General features: G+C 71.7%; 15 protein-coding genes and 1 pseudogene. 11 read left to right on the forward strand and 5 right to left on the reverse strand.

Annotation, left to right across the window (positions count from 1 at the left end; genetic code table 11):
• Positions 1–2 precede the first annotated feature (2 nt).
• Positions 3–944 (reverse strand): LysR family transcriptional regulator, encoded by a 942-nt coding sequence (locus ACZ7M7_RS29875; protein ID WP_383597767.1) that lies wholly within the window; start codon positions 942–944, stop codon positions 3–5.
• 115 nt (positions 945–1,059) lie between these two features.
• Here ACZ7M7_RS29875 and ACZ7M7_RS29880 point away from each other — a divergent pair, with 115 nt between their 5' ends.
• The 10 genes and pseudogenes from ACZ7M7_RS29880 (at position 1,060) to ACZ7M7_RS29925 (ending at position 12,547) form a co-directional block, all read left to right on the forward strand.
• Entirely contained in the window at positions 1,060–2,157 is a 1,098-nt protein-coding gene (locus tag ACZ7M7_RS29880) for a diaminopropionate ammonia-lyase (RefSeq protein WP_472122010.1), read from the forward strand.
• A 72-nt stretch (positions 2,158–2,229) separates the two neighbouring features.
• Positions 2,230–2,850 (forward strand): LysE family translocator, encoded by a 621-nt coding sequence (locus ACZ7M7_RS29885; RefSeq protein WP_472122013.1) that lies wholly within the window; start codon positions 2,230–2,232, stop codon positions 2,848–2,850.
• Between the two features lie 423 nt (positions 2,851–3,273).
• The gene (locus ACZ7M7_RS29890; protein ID WP_472122015.1) at positions 3,274–4,905 is read left to right on the forward strand and encodes a serine/threonine-protein kinase; all 1,632 of its coding nucleotides are present in this window, start codon (positions 3,274–3,276) and stop codon (positions 4,903–4,905) included.
• Between the two features lie 107 nt (positions 4,906–5,012).
• The gene (locus ACZ7M7_RS29895) at positions 5,013–6,959 is read left to right on the forward strand and encodes an FHA domain-containing protein (protein WP_472122018.1); all 1,947 of its coding nucleotides are present in this window, start codon (positions 5,013–5,015) and stop codon (positions 6,957–6,959) included.
• Between the two features lie 382 nt (positions 6,960–7,341).
• The gene (gene dhaK / locus ACZ7M7_RS29900; RefSeq protein WP_383625852.1) at positions 7,342–8,334 is read left to right on the forward strand and encodes a dihydroxyacetone kinase subunit DhaK; all 993 of its coding nucleotides are present in this window, start codon (positions 7,342–7,344) and stop codon (positions 8,332–8,334) included.
• 46 nt (positions 8,335–8,380) lie between these two features.
• Entirely contained in the window at positions 8,381–8,980 is a 600-nt protein-coding gene (gene dhaL, locus ACZ7M7_RS29905; RefSeq protein WP_472122021.1) for a dihydroxyacetone kinase subunit DhaL, read from the forward strand.
• Positions 8,973–9,395 carry a PTS-dependent dihydroxyacetone kinase phosphotransferase subunit DhaM gene (locus ACZ7M7_RS29910; protein WP_383597781.1) on the forward strand — a complete coding sequence of 141 codons (423 nt, stop codon included), beginning with the start codon at positions 8,973–8,975 and terminating at the stop codon, positions 9,393–9,395. The genes dhaL and ACZ7M7_RS29910 overlap by 8 nt, the downstream gene beginning before the upstream one ends.
• Before the next feature lie 809 nt (positions 9,396–10,204).
• A pseudogene (locus ACZ7M7_RS29915) lies at positions 10,205–10,544 on the forward strand (SDR family NAD(P)-dependent oxidoreductase); the annotation flags it as partial.
• A gap of 324 nt (positions 10,545–10,868) precedes the next feature.
• Positions 10,869–11,846: a fibronectin type III domain-containing protein gene (locus ACZ7M7_RS29920; protein ID WP_472122025.1), complete on the forward strand. Its 978-nt coding sequence runs from the start codon at positions 10,869–10,871 to the stop codon at positions 11,844–11,846.
• Between the two features lie 167 nt (positions 11,847–12,013).
• Positions 12,014–12,547, forward strand: a complete 534-nt coding sequence (locus ACZ7M7_RS29925; protein WP_383597789.1) for a hypothetical protein — start codon at positions 12,014–12,016, stop codon at positions 12,545–12,547.
• Between the two features lie 33 nt (positions 12,548–12,580).
• On the opposite strand, the gene ACZ7M7_RS29930 is transcribed toward ACZ7M7_RS29925, so the two are convergent.
• The gene (locus ACZ7M7_RS29930) at positions 12,581–13,132 is read right to left on the reverse strand and encodes a PadR family transcriptional regulator (protein ID WP_472122029.1); all 552 of its coding nucleotides are present in this window, start codon (positions 13,130–13,132) and stop codon (positions 12,581–12,583) included.
• A gap of 54 nt (positions 13,133–13,186) precedes the next feature.
• Entirely contained in the window at positions 13,187–15,202 is a 2,016-nt protein-coding gene (locus ACZ7M7_RS29935; protein WP_472122032.1) for an oxidoreductase, read from the reverse strand.
• 166 nt (positions 15,203–15,368) lie between these two features.
• Here ACZ7M7_RS29935 and ACZ7M7_RS29940 point away from each other — a divergent pair, with 166 nt between their 5' ends.
• Positions 15,369–16,529 carry a M20 family metallopeptidase gene (locus ACZ7M7_RS29940; RefSeq protein WP_472122035.1) on the forward strand — a complete coding sequence of 387 codons (1,161 nt, stop codon included), beginning with the start codon at positions 15,369–15,371 and terminating at the stop codon, positions 16,527–16,529.
• A gap of 19 nt (positions 16,530–16,548) precedes the next feature.
• Here ACZ7M7_RS29940 and ACZ7M7_RS29945 read toward each other — a convergent pair whose 3' ends face one another.
• Together ACZ7M7_RS29945 and ACZ7M7_RS29950 are read right to left on the reverse strand one after the other, a co-directional pair.
• Positions 16,549–16,929, reverse strand: a complete 381-nt coding sequence (locus ACZ7M7_RS29945; RefSeq protein ID WP_383597799.1) for a hypothetical protein — start codon at positions 16,927–16,929, stop codon at positions 16,549–16,551.
• Between the two features lie 156 nt (positions 16,930–17,085).
• On the reverse strand, positions 17,086–17,955 hold the full coding sequence (locus ACZ7M7_RS29950; protein WP_383625865.1) for a hypothetical protein: 870 nt from the start codon (positions 17,953–17,955) through the stop codon (positions 17,086–17,088).
• Positions 17,956–17,999: the final 44 nt, after the last annotated feature.

Genomic DNA, 17,999 nt, shown 5'->3' on the forward strand with positions numbered 1-17,999 from the left:
GACTACGAGAAGTCAGGCTGACCGGTCTCAGGGACCACTGCCGGGTCGACGGCGCGGTGGAGGGCCTCGCGGCAGGCCACGATGGTGGGGTGCCGGCTGCGACCTCGTCGTACGGCGGTGAAGATGCGGCGCGTCCGCTGCCCACGGATGAGTTGCCGCAGGGGGACGGTCGGCGGTTGCCCGTTCCAGACGAGGTCGGGAAGGAAGGCGGCGGCGTGGTGCTGCTCCACGAGGCGGAGGTGGAGCAGGAGGTCGGTGGTCTCGAAGCGTACGTCGGGTTCGAAGCCGACGTTGCGGCACAGGGTCGTGGCCCAGTGCCGGGCGGCTGTGCCCTCGGGTTCCATCACCCAGGGGTGGTCCGCGAGTGAGCGCAGCGCCGCCATGGGGCCGTCGGCGTCCGGCCTCACGGCCGGTTCGGGCACGGCGAGGTGGAGGGGGTCGTCGAACAGGTCTTCCTGTTCGAGCTCGGCGGGACGCGGGTTGGGGTTGCCGGGGTATTCCTCGGCGAGGACCAGGTCGAAGTCACGCGACTGCAGGGCGGGGAGAGCCTCTTCCGGTTCCATGTGCCTGACGTGGACGCGCAGGTGCGGGTGCCGGTCGCGCAGCAGGCCGAGCGCGGTCGGGACCACGGCCAGGGCAGCCGTCTGGAACGAGGCGATGCGCACGGTGCCGGTCAGCGCCGTCAGGGAGGCCGCGACGTCGGCCTCCGCGCGCTCCAGCCGTTCGAGCACCGCCTCGGTGTGGGCGACGAGGATCTCGGCCTGCTCGGTCAGCCGTACCCGCCTCCCCACCGGTTCCAGTAGCGGGACCCCGACTTCGGCTTCCAGCTGGGAGAGCTGCTGGGAGATGGAGGACGGGGCGTAGGAGAGGGCTGCGGCGACGGCTGCCAGGGTGCCTCGGTGTTTCAGCTCGCGCAGCAGGCGCAGTCGGTGCAGATCGAACATCGCCGGACCGCTTCCTCGGTCACGGAGCAGCAACCCCAATGGTCGGCTCCACCGATGAGTATAGGTCGGAAACATCTGCTGGACCGATCATCACTGGGTGCTGGACGCTGACCGTGTGACCGAGAACCTCTCCTGCCTGCCCTGGTCCGCGCGGCCCGGCGCCCGCGCCTGGCGGTGCGCACCCGCACCCGCCGAGGTGCGGGACTTCCACTCCGCACTGCCCGACTACGCGGCGACCCCGCTGACCGAACTACCTGCACTGGCACAGGATTTGGGGGTCGGCCGGGTCTTCGTCAAGGACGAGTCCCACCGCTTGGGCCTGCCCGCGTTCAAGGCGCTGGGCGCGTCCTGGGCGATCCACCGCGCCCTCGCCGAGCGGGCCGCGAACGGCCACGGGTCGGGTCCGGCCACTCTGGTGACCGCGACGGACGGCAACCACGGGCGCGCGGTCGCCCGTATGGCACGCCTCCTCGGACAGCACGCCCACGTCTTCGTCCCGCAGGGCGTACATCCGCGGGCCGTGACTGCCATCGTGGAGGAACAGGCCAAGGTCACCGAAGTTCCGGGGCCGTACGACGAAGCCGTTCGACAGGCGGCTCGGGCCGCTGCGGCGCCGGACGCCATCCTCGTCCAGGACACCGCCTGGCCGGGCTATGAGCAGGTCCCGGCCTGGATCGTCGAGGGCTATTCCACCCTCTGCGCAGAGATCGACGAGCAGTTGACGGCCGCCGGGGTCACCGAAGGGCCCGACCTCGTCTCCGTACCCGTGGGCGTGGGGTCGCTGGCCCAGGCAGTGGTCACCCACTACCGCAGTCGTCTCTCCGAGCGGGCACCGGCGCTGTTGTCGGTGGAACCGGAGAGCGCGGCCTGCGTCCTGGAGAGCCTCGCTCTCGGCGCGCTCGTCAGTGTCACCACCGGGAAGACCAGCATGGCCGGGTTGAACTGCGGCACCCCGTCCAGCATTGCCTGGCCCTATCTGTACGGCGGTCTTGACGCCGCTGTCGCCATCCCCGACGCCGACAGCGCCCGCGCGGCCGTCGACCTCGCCGGCCTCGGTGTCTCCTCGGGTCCCTGTGGGGCCGCCGCCCTAGCCGGTCTGCGTACGGCGCTCAACGGCGTCGGCGGCGACGACCGCCGCAGGGCGCTCGGGCTCGGCCCGTCCTCGGTGGTCGTGCTGCTGAGCAGCGAGGGCACGGCCGCCAACCCGCTCTGATCACTGAACACTCCACACCTGAAAGGCTTTTGAGTTGAAAACCCGCACCTTCGTCAGGAGCCGGGCGGCGGCATGCTGACCCACTTCGCAGCCGCGCTCGGAGTGCTCGGCCTGCTGACCGTCCTGCCGGGCCCGGACATGGCGGTGGTAACGCGAAGCGCGATAGCGATCGGACCCCGGGACGCTCTGCGCACCGTCGCCGGGATCACCACGGGACTGCTGATCTGGGGCGCACTGACCGTGGCCGGGCTCGCGGCCGTGCTGGCCGCCTCGCCCGCGGCCTACCTGGCCATCAAGTTCCTCGGCGCCGGCTACCTGATGTTCCTGGGCGTGCAGGCACTGTGGCAGAGCCGCCGGGCCGCCCATGCCTCGTCCGATGCCGGTACGCGCCTTGCCGGCCGAGGCCTGTGGCGGACCGGCCTGGTCAGCAATGTCCTCAACCCGAAGATCATCGTCTTCTACACAGGACTGCTCCCCACCCTGGCCCCGCCGCACCTGCCCGCCGCCTGGTCCATGACGCTCCTCGTCCTCCTCCACGCCGTCCTCAGCGTCGCGTGGCTGGGCAGCTACGTGTTCCTGCTGTCCAAGGCCGGGCGCGTCCTCGAACCTTCGCGGACCCGCCGTGCGCTCGGGCGAGCCACCGGCGTCGCTCTGATCGGTCTGGGCCTCGCGCTCGCGACGGCCTCCGGCTGATACACAGACGCCACCCGGCTCGGGCCTGCGCATGCGCCGGTTTCGGGCACCAGGTCGGGAGCTGCCACAAGTTCCTCGCAATGAGGCGAACCATTCGAACCGGCTTCCGCTTGTAGCACAAGGCGGCTCCCGGAAAGTCCGGGAGCCGCCGGCGGCACGGTCGCTTCGACTACATGCGAGGAACTGTCCCGGAGGGACGGCGCGTTGTCGGAGGGAACGGGTGGGGGCCATGACGGCCGGTCGGGCACGTGCGACATCATGTGTCCGCGCCGGGTCGGTGATCGCCGGGCCGCCACGCGGGACGCCACCCGCGGGGTGGCGGGCTCGCTGTGGAGCGCTGTATACGGGGATGCGGAACTGCTGCGCGAGGGCGACATCGGCGATCGCCCCGCTCGCCGCACGAGGAGAGGGAGAGCCGTCCGGATGCACAACCAGGAGGCCGTACAGGTGCCACCGGACCAGGAGCGGAGGATCGCGGGCCGCTACCTGCTGCTGTCGCGCCTCGGCGAGGGCGGCATGGGAACGGTGTGGCGGGCGCGCGACGAGACGCTGCATCGCGACGTCGCCGTCAAGGAAGTGCGTGCCCCCGCCGGGCTGTCCGCCGTGCACATCGAGAGGATGTACACGCGGCTGGAGCGCGAGGCCTGGGCCGCCGCCCGCATCCCCAACCGCAATGTGGTGACCGTCTACGACGTGGCCACCGACGACGGCCGCCCCTGGATCGTCATGGAACTCGTGCGGGGACGCTCACTCGGAGACCTGCTGCGCGCCGAGGGACCGCTGACCCCGAAGCGGGCGGCGCAGATCGGCGCCGAGGTCCTGTCAGCTCTGCGCGCCGCGCACGGCGAGGGGGTGCTGCACCGCGATGTGAAGCCCGCGAACGTGCTGCTCGGCGACGACGGCAGTGTCGTACTCACCGACTTCGGCATAGCCATGGTCGAGGGCGACTCCTCGCTGACGATGACCGGCGAGGTCGTGGGCTCCCCCGAGTACCTGCCGCCCGAGCGGGCCCTCGGCCGCACTCCCGGTCCCGAGTCCGACCTGTGGTCGCTCGGCGTTCTGCTCTACGCGGCCGTGGAGGGCCTCTCCCCGTTCCGTCAGGACACCCCGCTCAGCACCTTGCGCGCGATCGTCGACGAGGAACCCCCGACACCACGCCGGTGCGGCCCGCTCACCCCGATCATCGAGGGACTTCTGCGCAAGGAGCCCACCGAGCGGATGACCGCCGAACAGGCCGAGCGGGAGCTGCGGGCGATCGCGGCGGGCGGTACGGCCGCGACGGCCGCCGTGGAAGCGCCCACGAGCGCCACCCTCGACTCCCCAACGGCCGGCGCCTCGGAGGTCCCGACGGCCGAAGGAACCCTCACCGTCGGTGACGCGCCCACGGTCGGTGACACACCGACCACCGGTGACGGTACGTCGGCGTCGGCTGCGGCGACGCACGCCGTGACCGAGCCATCACCGGCCCATGCCTCTCACTCCCCTCAGCCACCACAGCACGCTCAACCCGCTCAACCCGCCGCCACCGCACCGCCCGGCGTCTTCGGCCCGCCCATCCCCTTCGAGCCGCAGCCTGCCGGAGTCCCGCGCCGCAGCCGACGCACGGCGGCCCTGATCGCCGGCGCGGTGGCGTGCGCCCTCCTCGTCGCCGGGCTGAGCTACGTGCTGGTCAATCGGGGCGAGGACGAGGGTGGGAACGACAAGGACACCGCCACGTCGCAGCAGGTCCGTGCGACGGTGACGGGCGTGAACACGACCTATGTCGGGGAGTGTTCGCCGCCCGCCGACCAGGCCCCCACCTTCACGGCGACGTTCGCCGTGGACGAGGTACCGGCCAGAATCACCTACCGGTGGGTGTCCAAGGACGGTTCGGTGGTCGATCGCGAGTGGCGCTCCCTCAACTTCGCGAGCGACGGGGACCGTACGGGCCAGGACGTCGTTCGCCTGACGGCGTACTCCAGGGCCGGCACCTTCACCAGCGAGATCGGCGTGGAGGTCAAGGGCCCTCCGGGGACGACCTCGAACACGGTGCCCTTCTCGGTGACGTGCGAGTAGATCGGTCCAAGATCGGTTGAACCGCGGCGGGGCATACTTACGTGTATGTCCCGGGGGAGTTCACCCTCACACGGAGTGCGAGGAGTACGCAGGTGCCGTCGATCATCGTGGGACAAACAGGTCCCTTCACTGGTCAGAGTGTGGTTCTGGACGGTGCACCGCTGACCCTCGGCCGTAAGGGCGACAACGGCATCGTGCTGGTGAGCGCCAATGCCTCGCGCCTGCACGCCGAGATCGTCACGGAGGACGCCGGCTTCGTCCTGTACGACCGTGACAGCCGCAATGGCACGTACGTCAACGACGAACGCGTCACGCGACACGTGCTGCGACCCAACGACCGCATACGAATAGGCGACGAAACCTTCCTCTACGAGGCGCAGGAAGCGATGGAGACGGTCATGGACCTCTCCCTCCTCAACTCCCCGCGCATCGACCCGAGCGCCGACTCCGGAACCCTGCGCGTCACGGTCACCGGCGGTGGACCGGTCGGCCTCGCCTTCGCCCTGGCGCTGGAGGAGCAACTCCGGGGACGTACGCAGATCACCGTGTACGACGCCCGTTGGCGCAAGGAGGGCTCCACCGTCGTCTGGAAGGACGAGCGGCACGGCAACGTGCGGCGCCAGCAGGTCGTGACCGTGCAGAGCCGGCAGTATCTGGCGCTGTCCGAGGAGGTTCGCTCGGCGCTGTTCGACGACACGGCCGGCTACTCGGAGATGTGGCCCGTCGGACCGGACTCGGTGGACGGCCGTCCGCCGCGCAACATCCGTATCGCCTACGTCGAGGACCAGTTGCTGGAGCTGGCCAACAAGCGCGAGGCGATCAGGCTGGTGCCCAAGCGTTTCGACGTGGAGGAGCAGCAGAACCGGATCGCCCAGGACCACGTGCTCGTCATCGCCGAGGGCGGGCGTTCCCGAACCCGCGAACACTATGCCGACCGCTTCGGAGCGGCGGACGCCTCGATCTACTCCCTCGACGGCGAGCACCTGCGGGACATCGTGCTGGGGCTGCGGGTGAAGTCGACGCTGCCGGACCCGATGAGCGTTCTGCTCACCGTGTCGCAGAACCGTTTCCTGCTCAACTCGCTGCGTGGCGAGGGCTTCCTGAACATGCGGCTCACCCGCGAGGAGGCCGAGGACGTGATCGGCATCGATCCGGTCCGCAAGGTCTTCGAGGAGTGCATCGCCGCCCGCCCCTGCGTGATGACCCGCGGCGAGCACAACGAGTTCGTCTGTCCCACGCACGGAACCCTGTTCCTGCCGGCCCTGCTTCAAGGTTCGCCGCTGTGGAAGCGGATCCTGGAGGGGCTGAAGATGTTCGGGGTGCCCGAGGACGACCTGTCGGCGGTCACCTCGTTCCGTCTGGACATGGTGCAGCGCCCGCGCTTCACGGCCCAGCTCAGCCGGCCCACCGCGAAGAGCCCGGGAACCTTCGGTTTCCTGCTGGGCGACGCGGCGAACGCCATCCACTTCTGGCCGGGCCGCGGCCTCAACAGCGGCCTGGCGTCGGCCACTTCGCTCGCCCGCTCCCTCAGCCGGGTCTGGCAGGGCCGACCGCTTCGGGACGCCGACTTCATCCGGCACGAGGCGGCGATGTCGATGCTTCAGTACCGGCACAAGTCCCGGGCCTGGAACGCGATGGTGGCCACCGACGACGAGGGCATCACCCGTGCCATCAAGGACATCGTCGCCCGCAGCATGCAGCCGGACGACGGCTCCGCGGCGCACCGCTCCGACCTCGATCTCCTGCTCGACCGCATGCTCGCCATCCGTGAGCGGCTGGCGTCCCGCCTGCCGGGCATGCCGACCGACGAGGTGCTGCGCGCCCACCTCGCCGAGCTCGCTCCGGAAACCCTGCGCACGCTTCAGGAGAGCGGGGCGTGGGACACCCTGATCGTCAGCGGTGAGGAGGCCGACATCGACATCTTCTACCAGTCGGAAGTCCCCGTCTTCGTGCCCCGCCCTCCCGACCCGCGCACCGACCTCGCGCCGCAGGTGCCGCAGGAGGCCAGGTTCCTCAACCCGCACAACGCGGGCCCGGCGGTCGCACCGTCGTGAGCCGGTGCCCGTGACGGGTGCCGCCTCGGGGTCCGGCGGCCGGTCAGCGGCCGCCGCTCCTCCCCTTTCAGCTGGTCAGCGCACCTGTTCGCCGTGCGCGACCGGCCGATGGAGGACCTGCCGGCGCACCAGGTCAGGACCGCGGTTCGAAGGCGTCCTCCTGCCCGGGGGCGCCCCCCGGGGACCTGCGCACGTGACCTTCGCTGCCGCAAGGGCGATACTGCCGACATCAGGGCTTCGGCGACGACACGCCGTATCGCCGGAACCTCCCGAACCCGCCCACGACCGTCACGGACCGCCAAGATCGAAGCCTTGCCCCAGCTGCCCTGACCTGGACAAGCACAGGTCAGGAGGCCGGCGCCAGTCTCACCAGGAGGTACCCATGAAGATGCTGATCAACGTCGCGGAGACCGTGGTCGCGGACGCACTGCGCGGAATGGCTGCCGCTCATCCCGAGCTGGTCGTCGATGTGGACAATCGGGTGATCGTTCGGCGAGACGCGCCCGTGGAGGGGAAGGTCGCCCTCATTTCCGGCGGCGGGTCGGGGCACGAGCCGCTGCACGGTGGATTCGTCGGTCAGGGGATGCTGTCGGCTGCCTGTCCGGGTGAGGTGTTCACGTCGCCGGTGCCCGACCAGATGGCGCGGGCCGCGGCCGCCGTGGACAGCGGGGCCGGTGTGCTGTTCATCGTGAAGAACTACACGGGCGACGTCCTCAACTTCGACATGGCCGCCGAGCTGGCCGAGGACGAGGGCATCCAGGTCGCGAAGGTGCTCGTCAACGACGACGTGGCGGTCACCGACAGCCTCTACACGGCCGGGCGGCGCGGCACGGGCGCGACCCTGTTCGTGGAGAAGATCGCCGGTGCCGCCGCCGACGAGGGGCAGCCGCTGGAGCGGGTCGAGGCGATCGGGCGGCAGGTGAACGAGAACTCGCGCAGCTTCGGCGTCGCCCTCAGCGCCTGCACCACCCCCGCCAAGGGCAGCCCCACATTCGATCTGCCGCCCGGCGAGCTGGAGTTGGGCATCGGCATCCACGGTGAGCCCGGCCGGGAACGGCGCGCGATGATGACCTCGGGCGAGATCGCCGACTTCTCGGTGGGCGCGATCCTCGACGACATGACCCCGCGCAATCCGGTGCTCGTCCTGGTCAACGGCATGGGCGCGACACCGCTGTTGGAGCTGTACGGCTTCAACGCCGAGGTCCAGCGGGTGCTCGCCCAGCGCGGAGTGACCGTCGCCCACACGCTCGTCGGCAACTACGTCACCTCCCTCGACATGGCCGGCGCCTCGGTCACACTTTGCCAGGTCGACGAGGAGCTGCTGCGGCTGTGGAACGCGCCGGTGAAGACGCCCGGGCTGCGGTGGGGTATGTGATCCGGAGCCGGACGACCGCAACGCACCTGCCATGCAAGGAGATCCAGTGCTCGACGCCGATTTCTTCCGCCGTTGGATGACGGCGACCGCCGCCTCCGTCGACCGTGAGGCGGAACGGCTCACCGCCCTCGACTCACCCATCGGGGACGCCGACCACGGCAGCAACCTGCACCGCGGGTTCACCGCCGTCGCGACGACGCTGGAGAAGGAGGACCCGCAGACGCCCGGTGCGATCCTGATGCTCGCCGGGCGGCAGCTGATCTCTACGGTCGGCGGGGCGTCCGGACCGCTGTACGGGACCCTGCTGCGCCGGACCGGCAAGGCCCTCGGGGATGACGGTGAGGTGAGCGAGGACCAGTTCGGCCAGGCGCTGCGGGCCGGGGTGGACGCGGTCATGACGCTCGGGGGTGCGGCGCCGGGCGACAAGACCATGATCGATGCGCTGGTGCCGGCCGTGGACGCCCTCGGTGACGGTTTCGCGTCGGCGCGGGCCGCCGCCGAGGAGGGTGCCCTGGCGACGACGCCGTTGCAGGCCCGCAAGGGGCGGGCGAGCTATCTCGGCGAGCGCAGCATCGGCCACCAGGATCCCGGCGCCACGTCATCGGCGCTGCTGATCGCGGCACTGGCGGAGGCGAACGGTGAGTGAGGCGAAGAAGGACCAGGGACTCGTGGGCGTCGTACTGGTCTCGCACAGCGCGCAGGTGGCGGCGTCGGTCGCCGAGCTGGCCCAGGGGCTCGCGGGCGGCTCGACGACCGTGCCGGTGGCCCCGGCGGGCGGCACCGAGGGCGGCGAGCTCGGCACCAGCTCCGAACTGATCGCCGCCGCTGCGGCCTCCGTCGACCGCGGCGCCGGGGTCGCGGTCCTCACCGACCTCGGCAGCGCGGTGCTCACCGTCAAGGCTCTCCTCGCGGAGGGCGACGAACTCCCCGACAACACACGCCTGGTGGACGCCCCGTTCGTCGAGGGCGCGGTGGCCGCGGTCGTCACCGCAGCGGCGGGCGCCGACCTCGCGGCGGTGGAGGCGGCGGCTGCGGAGGCGTACACGTACCGCAAGGTGTAGGACGCCCTACGGCAGCCGTGGCGGCCAGGGCCCCTCGGCGTAGTTCCGGCTACCGGGATGCGCACCACGGGCCCTGCCCGCCGGTACCGCTCCGCGGGCGGTGGCCGGGGCCTTGACGGCCGGACGCACGGCGTCTCGGTCCCATGACGCCGCCCCAGCGCCCCTCAACCGCCTGCCACCGCTCCTCGCGCCGGCCCCCGACCGACGCACGGGACCTCGCCCCCATGACGCCGGCCCCCGCCCCGGCGCCCCTCAGCCGCCCACCCGCACTCCACACAGCCTCAACCACACGGCACGCGCACGGCAGCCGCCCGAGCGGTGACCAGGCACCCCCTGGGGCCCAGACGGCCGACGCACGCCACTACGACCCCATGACACCGGCCCACCGCCCGCGCATCCCTCAGTCGCCCACCCCCAATCCACGAGCCACACCCCACACAGCCTCAACCACGCGGCACGCGCACGCGGTGACCGGACGGCCCCGGAACCCGGACGGCCGACGCACGGGATCCCGACCCCATGACACCGGCCCACCGCCCCGGCGTTCCTCCATCGCCGACCACCACCCCAGGGCCGCGCCCCCGCGAGCCCCTCCCCCAGCCCTCATGTGCCCGGCGACCGGACCCCGAGGCGCTCGCTGCCACTCCCTGCCAGCCACATCCCCGCAACACCCTGAGGTGATGGCCTCCGCTCCCGTGCGCCGGGGAGGCGCCTCGCGCCCGGCGCCGTCTCGCCGATGCCCCGGCGCACCTGGCGAGCGGGGCCCGACACCGCACCTCCGCAGCACCCCCGCCCCCCTGCGCCGCCACGGCCCGCCTGCCATCGTGAACACGGCGTCGGAGGCCGGCCTGCGGGGCAGCGCGGCCGGTGCCGCGTACACGGCGTCGAAGCACGGCGTGGTGGGGCTGACGAAGTCCCTCGCGGTGATGTACCGCAAGCAGGGAATCCGGGCGGACCCGGACGGGGATAGTCGTGGACGCGGCGCAGGACGCGCACGGTCCTGCCGCCCTCGGCCCCCACTTCGTCAACCTCGGCAGGCCGGCCGAGCCCGAGGAGCAGGCCGCCGCCATCGTCTTCGTCGCCTCGGACGCGGCGAGCAACATCAACGGCGTGATCCTGCCCGTCGACGACGGCTGGTCGGCGGTCTGACTGCCCCTCATCCGCCGACGACGACACGACGGACATGACGACCGCCCCGAACGTCCGTCAGGGGCCGGGGGCCTGAGTCCGCGACAGGACCCGGCCGCCCGGCCACCCGCGTCCGGCGCGGGATCAGCGACGACAGCGGGCCCGCGCAGGCGGCATGAACTCCCCAGCTCTCAGGGTGAGTTCGGCCGTGAGGAGCTTCAGCATACGTAACCCGCCGGACGGACCATCAACGACCACCACCTACCCCCCTCTTGATGTGATCGCGTCAGCCGCGTCATATTGGTCCGGACCATTGCCGCGAGGCCGCCCCCGGGAGGCAGAGTCGTGCGACGCGTTCTGACACTCGTTTCCGCCCTCTGCGCCGCGCTCGCGCTGCTCTCGTCCTGCACGTGGGGCGGCGCGGACGGGGACGGGGCCCGGCCGCCCGGGGCACCGACGGGTGTCACGGCCGCCGCGGGCAGCGCGACCAGCGTGCACGTCATGTGGACCGCGGTCTCCACGGAAGGCGGCGTCCGCGTCTACGAGGTGTATCGGGGCCCCACAAAGGTCAAGGAAGTGCCGGGCTCCGCGCACATGGTGGATGTCACCATGCTCAAGCCGGCCACCACCTATGCGTTCACCGTCCGGGCCCGTGACACGGGCGGGCGTCTCGGGCCGCCCAGCAAGGAGGTCCGGGCGACGACTCCCCGGGCCGTGGCCGCCGATCGTGCGGCCCCGACGCGGCCGGGGAAGATCACCGGCCGGGCGGTCGGCAGCCGGGCGGTTCAGCTGTCGTGGTCGACGGCCACGGACAACCGGGACGTGGTGTCGTACGACATCCATCAGGGCGGCACGAAGATCCACAGTGTGGGCGGCAACCAGACGGCGACCGTGGTCACCGGGCTCAGGCCGGGCACCCGCTACTCCTTCACCGTCCGGGCCCGCGACGCGGCCGACAACCTGTCACCGGCCACGGCGTCCGTCCGGATCACCACGCCCGGCACCGACGACGGACGAGGCACCGCACCGACCTCCTTCCGGGCGACGACGCACCGCGCGGACGGGGCGTACCACCTCGACCTGAGCTGGGTACCGCCGCGCACGGACGGCGTCGTCGCGGAGTACCAGATCCAGCTCGACGGCAAGGCGGCCACCTCGCTGGTGTACGGCGGAAACCCGCCGCGCGACAAGGCCACGTACAGCTTCTACCTGGGCCCCGACTCCGGGGTCAGCCACCGGGTGCGGATCCGGGGGAGGCTGCCGGACGGCACCTGGGGCGGCTTCTCGGCGGAGCGGACGGTGACGACCGGCGCGCGGGGGTGACAGCAGGTCCGGCCTCCCCCGGATGCAGCAAGGAGTCACCTGACCGGGTCCGGCCCGCATGCGGGCCGGACCCGGGGCGCGTTGGCTGCCCCTGAGGCAGCACGGGCGTTCCCGACCCTCGGCGGCGCAAGGGATGTACCGCCAACCGTGCCGCCGGAGGGCATTCCATGCGCAATTCATCGCTCTTCCTCCGCTCGGGCCTGACCGTGGCAGCCGCCTCACTCCCCTTCGTCGTGGCCGCCGGTCCGGCCGCCGCGCAATCGGGGATCTCCGTGAGCACCACCGGGTCCACGGTCTCCGTCACGACCAGTGCGTGCACCAATGTCAACGGCAGCTGGGGCACCGCCTCGCTGCTCACCAGCAGCCAGGCCAACTTCTCGCAGGGGCGGCAGGTCTCCCTGTCCGGCACGGACCGGCTCCAGTCGGCGGCGTGGTCGAGCGTGAACCCGGGCACCTACACCGTCATCGTCGTGTGCTCCAACGGCTCGACGGCGGGCACCCAGTCGGTCATCGTCTCGACCAGCCCGACCCGCACACCCACCCCCAGGACCTCGCCCTCGCGCGGCGTGATGGGCGGCGTGGGCGGTTCCTCGACGGACTTCGGCACCCTCACACTGGTGGGCGGCGGCGTCCTGGTGGGCGCGGGTGGCCTGGCCGCGGCCTGGTATCTGCGCCGCAAGGCCAAGCCGTACCGGCTCTGAGGGCCGGGCCCCCGGCACAGCTGCCGGGCCGGCTCACGCAGGCTCCCGCCCCGGCAGCTCGGCGAACTCCTCAAGCGCGTGCGTGAGCCACTGCGTCCAGAAGGTCTCCAGATCGATGCCGGCGCGCAGCACCAGGTGCCGCAACCGGTCCTGGGAGCTGTCCTTGCCGGGCGGGAAGTCGCGCTGCTCGATCTGCTCGTACTCGGCCAACTGCCGCTGATGCAGATCGAGATGGCGCCGCAGATCGGCCTCGATGCCCTCGGTCCCCACCACCGCCGCGGCACGCATCCGCAGCAGCAGGGTGTCGCGGTGGGGCCTCGGGTCCTGGGACGCGGCCGTCCAGCGGGCCAGTTCGGCGCGGCCCGCGGGCAGGACGTCGTAGGACTTCTTCTGCCCGCGGGCCGGCTGCTCGCTCGGCAGGGTGCGGATGAACCCCTCGCTCTCCAGTTTTCCCAGCTCGCGATAGATCTGCTGATGCGTCGCCGACCAGAAGTACCCGATCGACTTGTCGAAGCGACGGGTCAGCTCCAGCCCCGAGGACGGCTTTTCGAGCAGGGCGATGAGGATCGCGTGCGGGAGTGACATGGGGCTCATCCTAAGGACGCGAGGAGGTCGTCCTACGCATGCGACCACTCGCTCCTACAGGCTCGCCGCCAGCTCCGTGCCCTGCTTGATGGCCCGCTTGGCGTCCAGTTCGGCGGCCACGTCGGCGCCGCCGATCAGGTGTGCGCTGCGGCCCGCGGCGATGAGCGCCTCGTACAGTTCGCGACGCGGCTCCTGCCCGGTGCACAGCACGATCGTGTCGACCTCGAGGACCGTGCTCTCCTCGCCGACGGTGACATGCAGTCCGGCGTCGTCGATACGGTCGTAGCGCACGCCCGGGACCATGGTGACGCCCCGGTGCTTGAGCTCGGCGCGGTGGATCCAGCCGGTGGTCTTGCCGAGGCCGGCGCCGACCTTGGTGGTCTTGCGCTGGAGCAGGTGGACGGTGCGCGGCGGGGCGGGCCGCTCGGGGGCGGCGAGGCCGCCGGGGCCCGTGTAGTCCATGTCCACGCCCCACTGGCGGAAGTACGTCGCCGGGTCCTCGCTCGCCTTGTCGCCGCCGTCGGTGAGGAACTCGGCGACGTCGAAGCCGATGCCGCCCGCGCCGAGGACGGCGACGCGCTCGCCGACGTAGGCCTGGTCGCGCAGGACGTCGAGGTAGCCCACGACGCTCGGGTGGTCGACGCCGGGGATGTCCGGGGTGCGCGGGCTGACGCCGGTGGCGACCACGACCTCGTCGTAGCCGGCGAGATCGTCGGCCGCGACGCGGGTGTTCAGCCGTACGTCCACGCCCTGCCAGTCGAGCTGGTGCCGGAAGTAGCGCAGGGTCTCGTCGAACTCCTGCTTGCCGGGGACCTTGCGGGCGACGTTCAGCTGCCCGCCGATCTCGCTCGCGGCGTCGAACAGCGCGACCTCGTGGCCGCGTTCGGCCGCGCTCACGGCACAGGCGAGGCCGGCGGGTCCGGCGCCCACGACGGCGACCCGCTTGCGCAGTCGGGTCGGGGACAGCGTCAGCTCGGTCTCGTGGCAGGCGCGCGGGTTGACCAGGCAGGACGTGATCTTGCCGCTGAAGGTGTGGTCGAGGCAGGCCTGGTTGCAGCCGATGCAGGTGTTGATGGCCTCGGGTTTCCCGGCAGCGGCCTTGGCGACGAAGTCGGGGTCGGCGAGCATCGGGCGGGCCATGGACACCATGTCCGCGCAGCCGTCGGCCAGCAACTCCTCGGCCAGTTCGGGGGTGTTGATGCGGTTGGTGGTGACGAGCGGGACCGACACCTCGCCCATCAGCCGCTTGGTCACCCAGGTGTACGCGCCGCGGGGCACCGAGGTGGCGATGGTCGGGATGCGCGCCTCGTGCCAGCCGATGCCGGTGTTGATGATCGTCGCCCCGGCGGCCTCTACGGCCTTCGCGAGCGTGATCACCTCGTCGAGGGTCGAACCGCCCGGCACGAGGTCCAGCATGGACAGCCGGTAGACGATGATGAAGTCCTCGCCGACGGCCTCGCGCACCCGCCGGACGATCTCGACCGGGAAGCGCATCCGGTTCTCGTACGCGCCGCCCCAGCGGTCGGTACGGCGGTTGGTCTGCCTGGCGATGAACTCGTTGATGAGGTAGCCCTCGGAGCCCATGATCTCCACGCCGTCGTAGCCGGCATGCCGGGCGAGGCGGGCGGCGCGGGCGTAGTCGTCGATGGTCCGCTCGACCTCGGCGTCGACGAGCTCGCGGGGCTGGAAGGGGCTGATCGGCGCCTGGATCGGGCTCGGGGCGACGAGGTCCTGGTGGTAGGCGTACCGGCCGAAGTGCAGGATCTGCATCGCGATCCGGCCGCCCGCGCCGTGCACGGCGTCGGTGATGACCCGGTGCTGCTCCGCCTCCGCCTCGGTGGTGAGCTTGGCACCGCCCTCGTAGGGCCGCCCCGCGTCGTTGGGCGCGATGCCACCGGTGACGATGAGCCCCACTCCCCCGCGCGCCCGCTCGGCGTAGAACGCGGCCATGCGCTCGAAGCCGCGCTCGGCCTCCTCCAGGCCCACGTGCATGGAGCCCATGAGGACGCGGTTGGGCAGCGTGGTGAAGCCCAGGTCGAGCGGGCTCAGCAGGTGCGGGTAACGGCTCATGGGGACCCTCCGTGGGCGGTGTCGTGCCTGACGTAGTTGTAGAGGACCGCACCGGGTTTATGCAACTAGTTGCACAACCGAGGAGGGGTGACACCGGCCACTGCCGCCGCCCCCGACACCGATCGCGCTCGGGCACAGTGGCGCCATGACCCCACACGGAGGCCCCATGACCGCACACGCCGACGTGATCGACCTCGCCCAGCGCCTGATCCGCCGCCCCAGCCGCGCCGGCATCGACGACTACGGGCCCGTCCTCGGCGTCCTGGAGAACTGGCTCGCCGCGCGGGAGCTGCCGTATCGCCGCCTCCACGGCGACACGGGCAGCGCCGTCGGTCTGCTGATTGAGGTCGCGGGTGGCCGGCCCGGCCCCTGGTGGGCACTGGACGCCTGCGTCGACACCGCCCCCTTTGGCGACGAGGCCGCCTGGTCGTTCGCGCCCGACTCCGGCGAGGTCGTCGACGGCTGGCTGCGCGGCAGGGGCGCCGCGGACTCCAAGCTCGCCGCGGCGATGTTCTGCGGCATCGCGGCCGAACTGCGCGGGCGGGCCGATGCCCTGCACGGCGGGCTCGCGGTGCTCCTCGACGTCGACGAGCACACGGGCGGCTTCGGTGGCGCCCGCGCCTACCTCGCCGACCCGGAGGCGGCCCGCCCTGCCGGGGTGATGATCGGCTACCCGGGGCTCGACGAGGTCGTGGTCGGCGGGCGGGGCCTGTGGCGGGCCACGATCGCGGTGCACGCGGCCTCGGGCCACTCGGGGTCACGCCGCTCGGCACCCGGCGCCATCTCCCGCGCGGCGCATCTCGTAAGGCTCCTGGAGGAAGCCGATCTCCCAGGCTCCGACGGCGAGTTCCCCCTGCCGCCCAAGCTGACCGTGACCTCCTGCCACGGCGGCCAGGGCTTCTCGGTCGTGCCCGACCTGTGCGAGCTGGGCGTCGACATCCGCACCACTCCGGCCTTCGACGCCCGCGCCGCCGAGCAGCTGGTCCGCGAGGCGGTGGCCGAGCTGGACGCGAAGGTGTCGGCCCCGCGGGCGACCACGATCACGCCGGTGGCGTCCTGGCCGGCGTATCGACTGGGCACGGGCCGGCAGCCCGCGGCGGCGCTGCTGGATGCCGCCGCCGGGGAGGGTCTGGTCGTGCGGCCGAAGACCGCCGGCCCGTCGAACATCGGCAATCTGCTCGCGGGCGAGGGCATCCCGGCCACGGCCGGCTTCGGCGTCCGGTACGAGGGGCTGCACGGCGTGGACGAGCAGGCCTGCCTGGAGGACCTGCCCGCCGTCCACGCCGTCTACCGGCGTGCCGTGCTCAGCCTGCTGGGCCCCTCATGAGGGGCCCGGGACGGGCGCGTCACGACGCGCCGGACCGGCTCTCCAGCACCACGTGCAGCTCCCGCTCCTGGTCGCCCGAGGCCGAGGTCAGGTCGTGCACCGTGAACAGCGAGTCCAGGGTCGTACGGAGCCGTTCGATGGCCCAGTAGCCGCCCTGCGCATCGGCCTCGACGGACGCCGAGAGCCGGGCGGGCGCCGGGCACTCCTGGGCGTCGGTGACCTCGAACGTGCCGAGCCACACCATGGGGCGCGTCTCATGGAGCTGCTGCGGCACGTCCTCGGGGGTCCGGTCGGACTCGAAGCACGCGTTCAGCGTGTCGAACACGATCCGGGCGTCTTCCTTGCTGCATCCGCTGATCTCGACGGAGACGGGTTCCTCGTGCATTCGTTCACGGACCATCGTGATCGCTCCTCTCGTGGCCGCACCGCGGTGCCACGGGTTGCCCGCGGAACCGGACCCCAATCCCAAGAAAAGCACCCAGTCCGGCCGGGCACTACCGGCGGAACCGCACCATCCGCGCCCAGGACCCGCCCAGGCCGCTCGTGGACCGGCAGCTCATCGTGTGAACCGGTACGTCTTGCTGTCCGTCAGCACGCAGAAGCCCGGCGAGATGACGATCACGCGCAGGGTGCCGGTACGGCGGTCGTAGTCGATGCCCTCCGTCTCGAACTCGCCCGAGCAGGAGCTGCGCAGCGGGAGCTGACGCAGGGCCGTGACGTGTCCGGTCACGTCGGACGAGCCGGGCTCGGCGGAGAGGTCGATCCGGAGCAACGGCTTGGTCATGCCGAAGAGGGTGCCCGCGGGGTCGTCGGAGGCGCACAGCAAGGTCGTGGCGCCGAGGAAGTCGCAGCCCTGGATGTCGCGTACGGCGTGGTCCAGCCGGATGCTGGACGTCCAGGGGAGGTTCGCCGACGGCGACGTGCTCGGGTTGACGCCCGGGGTCGGGTGGACCAGCAGGCGGGTCATGGTGCCCCACTCTCCCGAGACCATCCACTGGCCGCCGGGCGTGATGGCGACGAAGGAGTTGTTCAGCGCCTCGCCGGAGCCCAGCGCGTGGACGTACTCGGACCAGGTCCCGTTCGGTGCCTGCACCCGGAACATCTTCGCGCTGCCGGAGTCCGCCTGGTACGGCTCGATGTAGTAGCCGTTGTAGGAGGCGTCGGGGTCGCCCACGTGGTTCCAGCCACGGCTGCTGACCGAGACAGGGATGGTGCCGATGCCCGTGTAACGGTTCGGGCTGTTCGCCGGGACCTCCACGGAGGCCAGCCCCTGGCTCTCGGTCAGCGGGTCGGCGCGGTCGGAGCCCACCTCCGTCCAGGTGTCGGCGGCCTGCGCGGGCGTCGCGGTGGACAGCACGGCGGCGGACGCGAGGGCGACGAGGCAGGTCAGAGCTGATTGACAACGTTGCCGGGCACGCAGGGCCATGGGACCGACTCCTTGGGGGTGGGTGCGGGTCGCGGACAGTCTGG

The sequence above is a fragment of the Streptomyces sp. NPDC111606 genome, assembly GCF_055656945.1.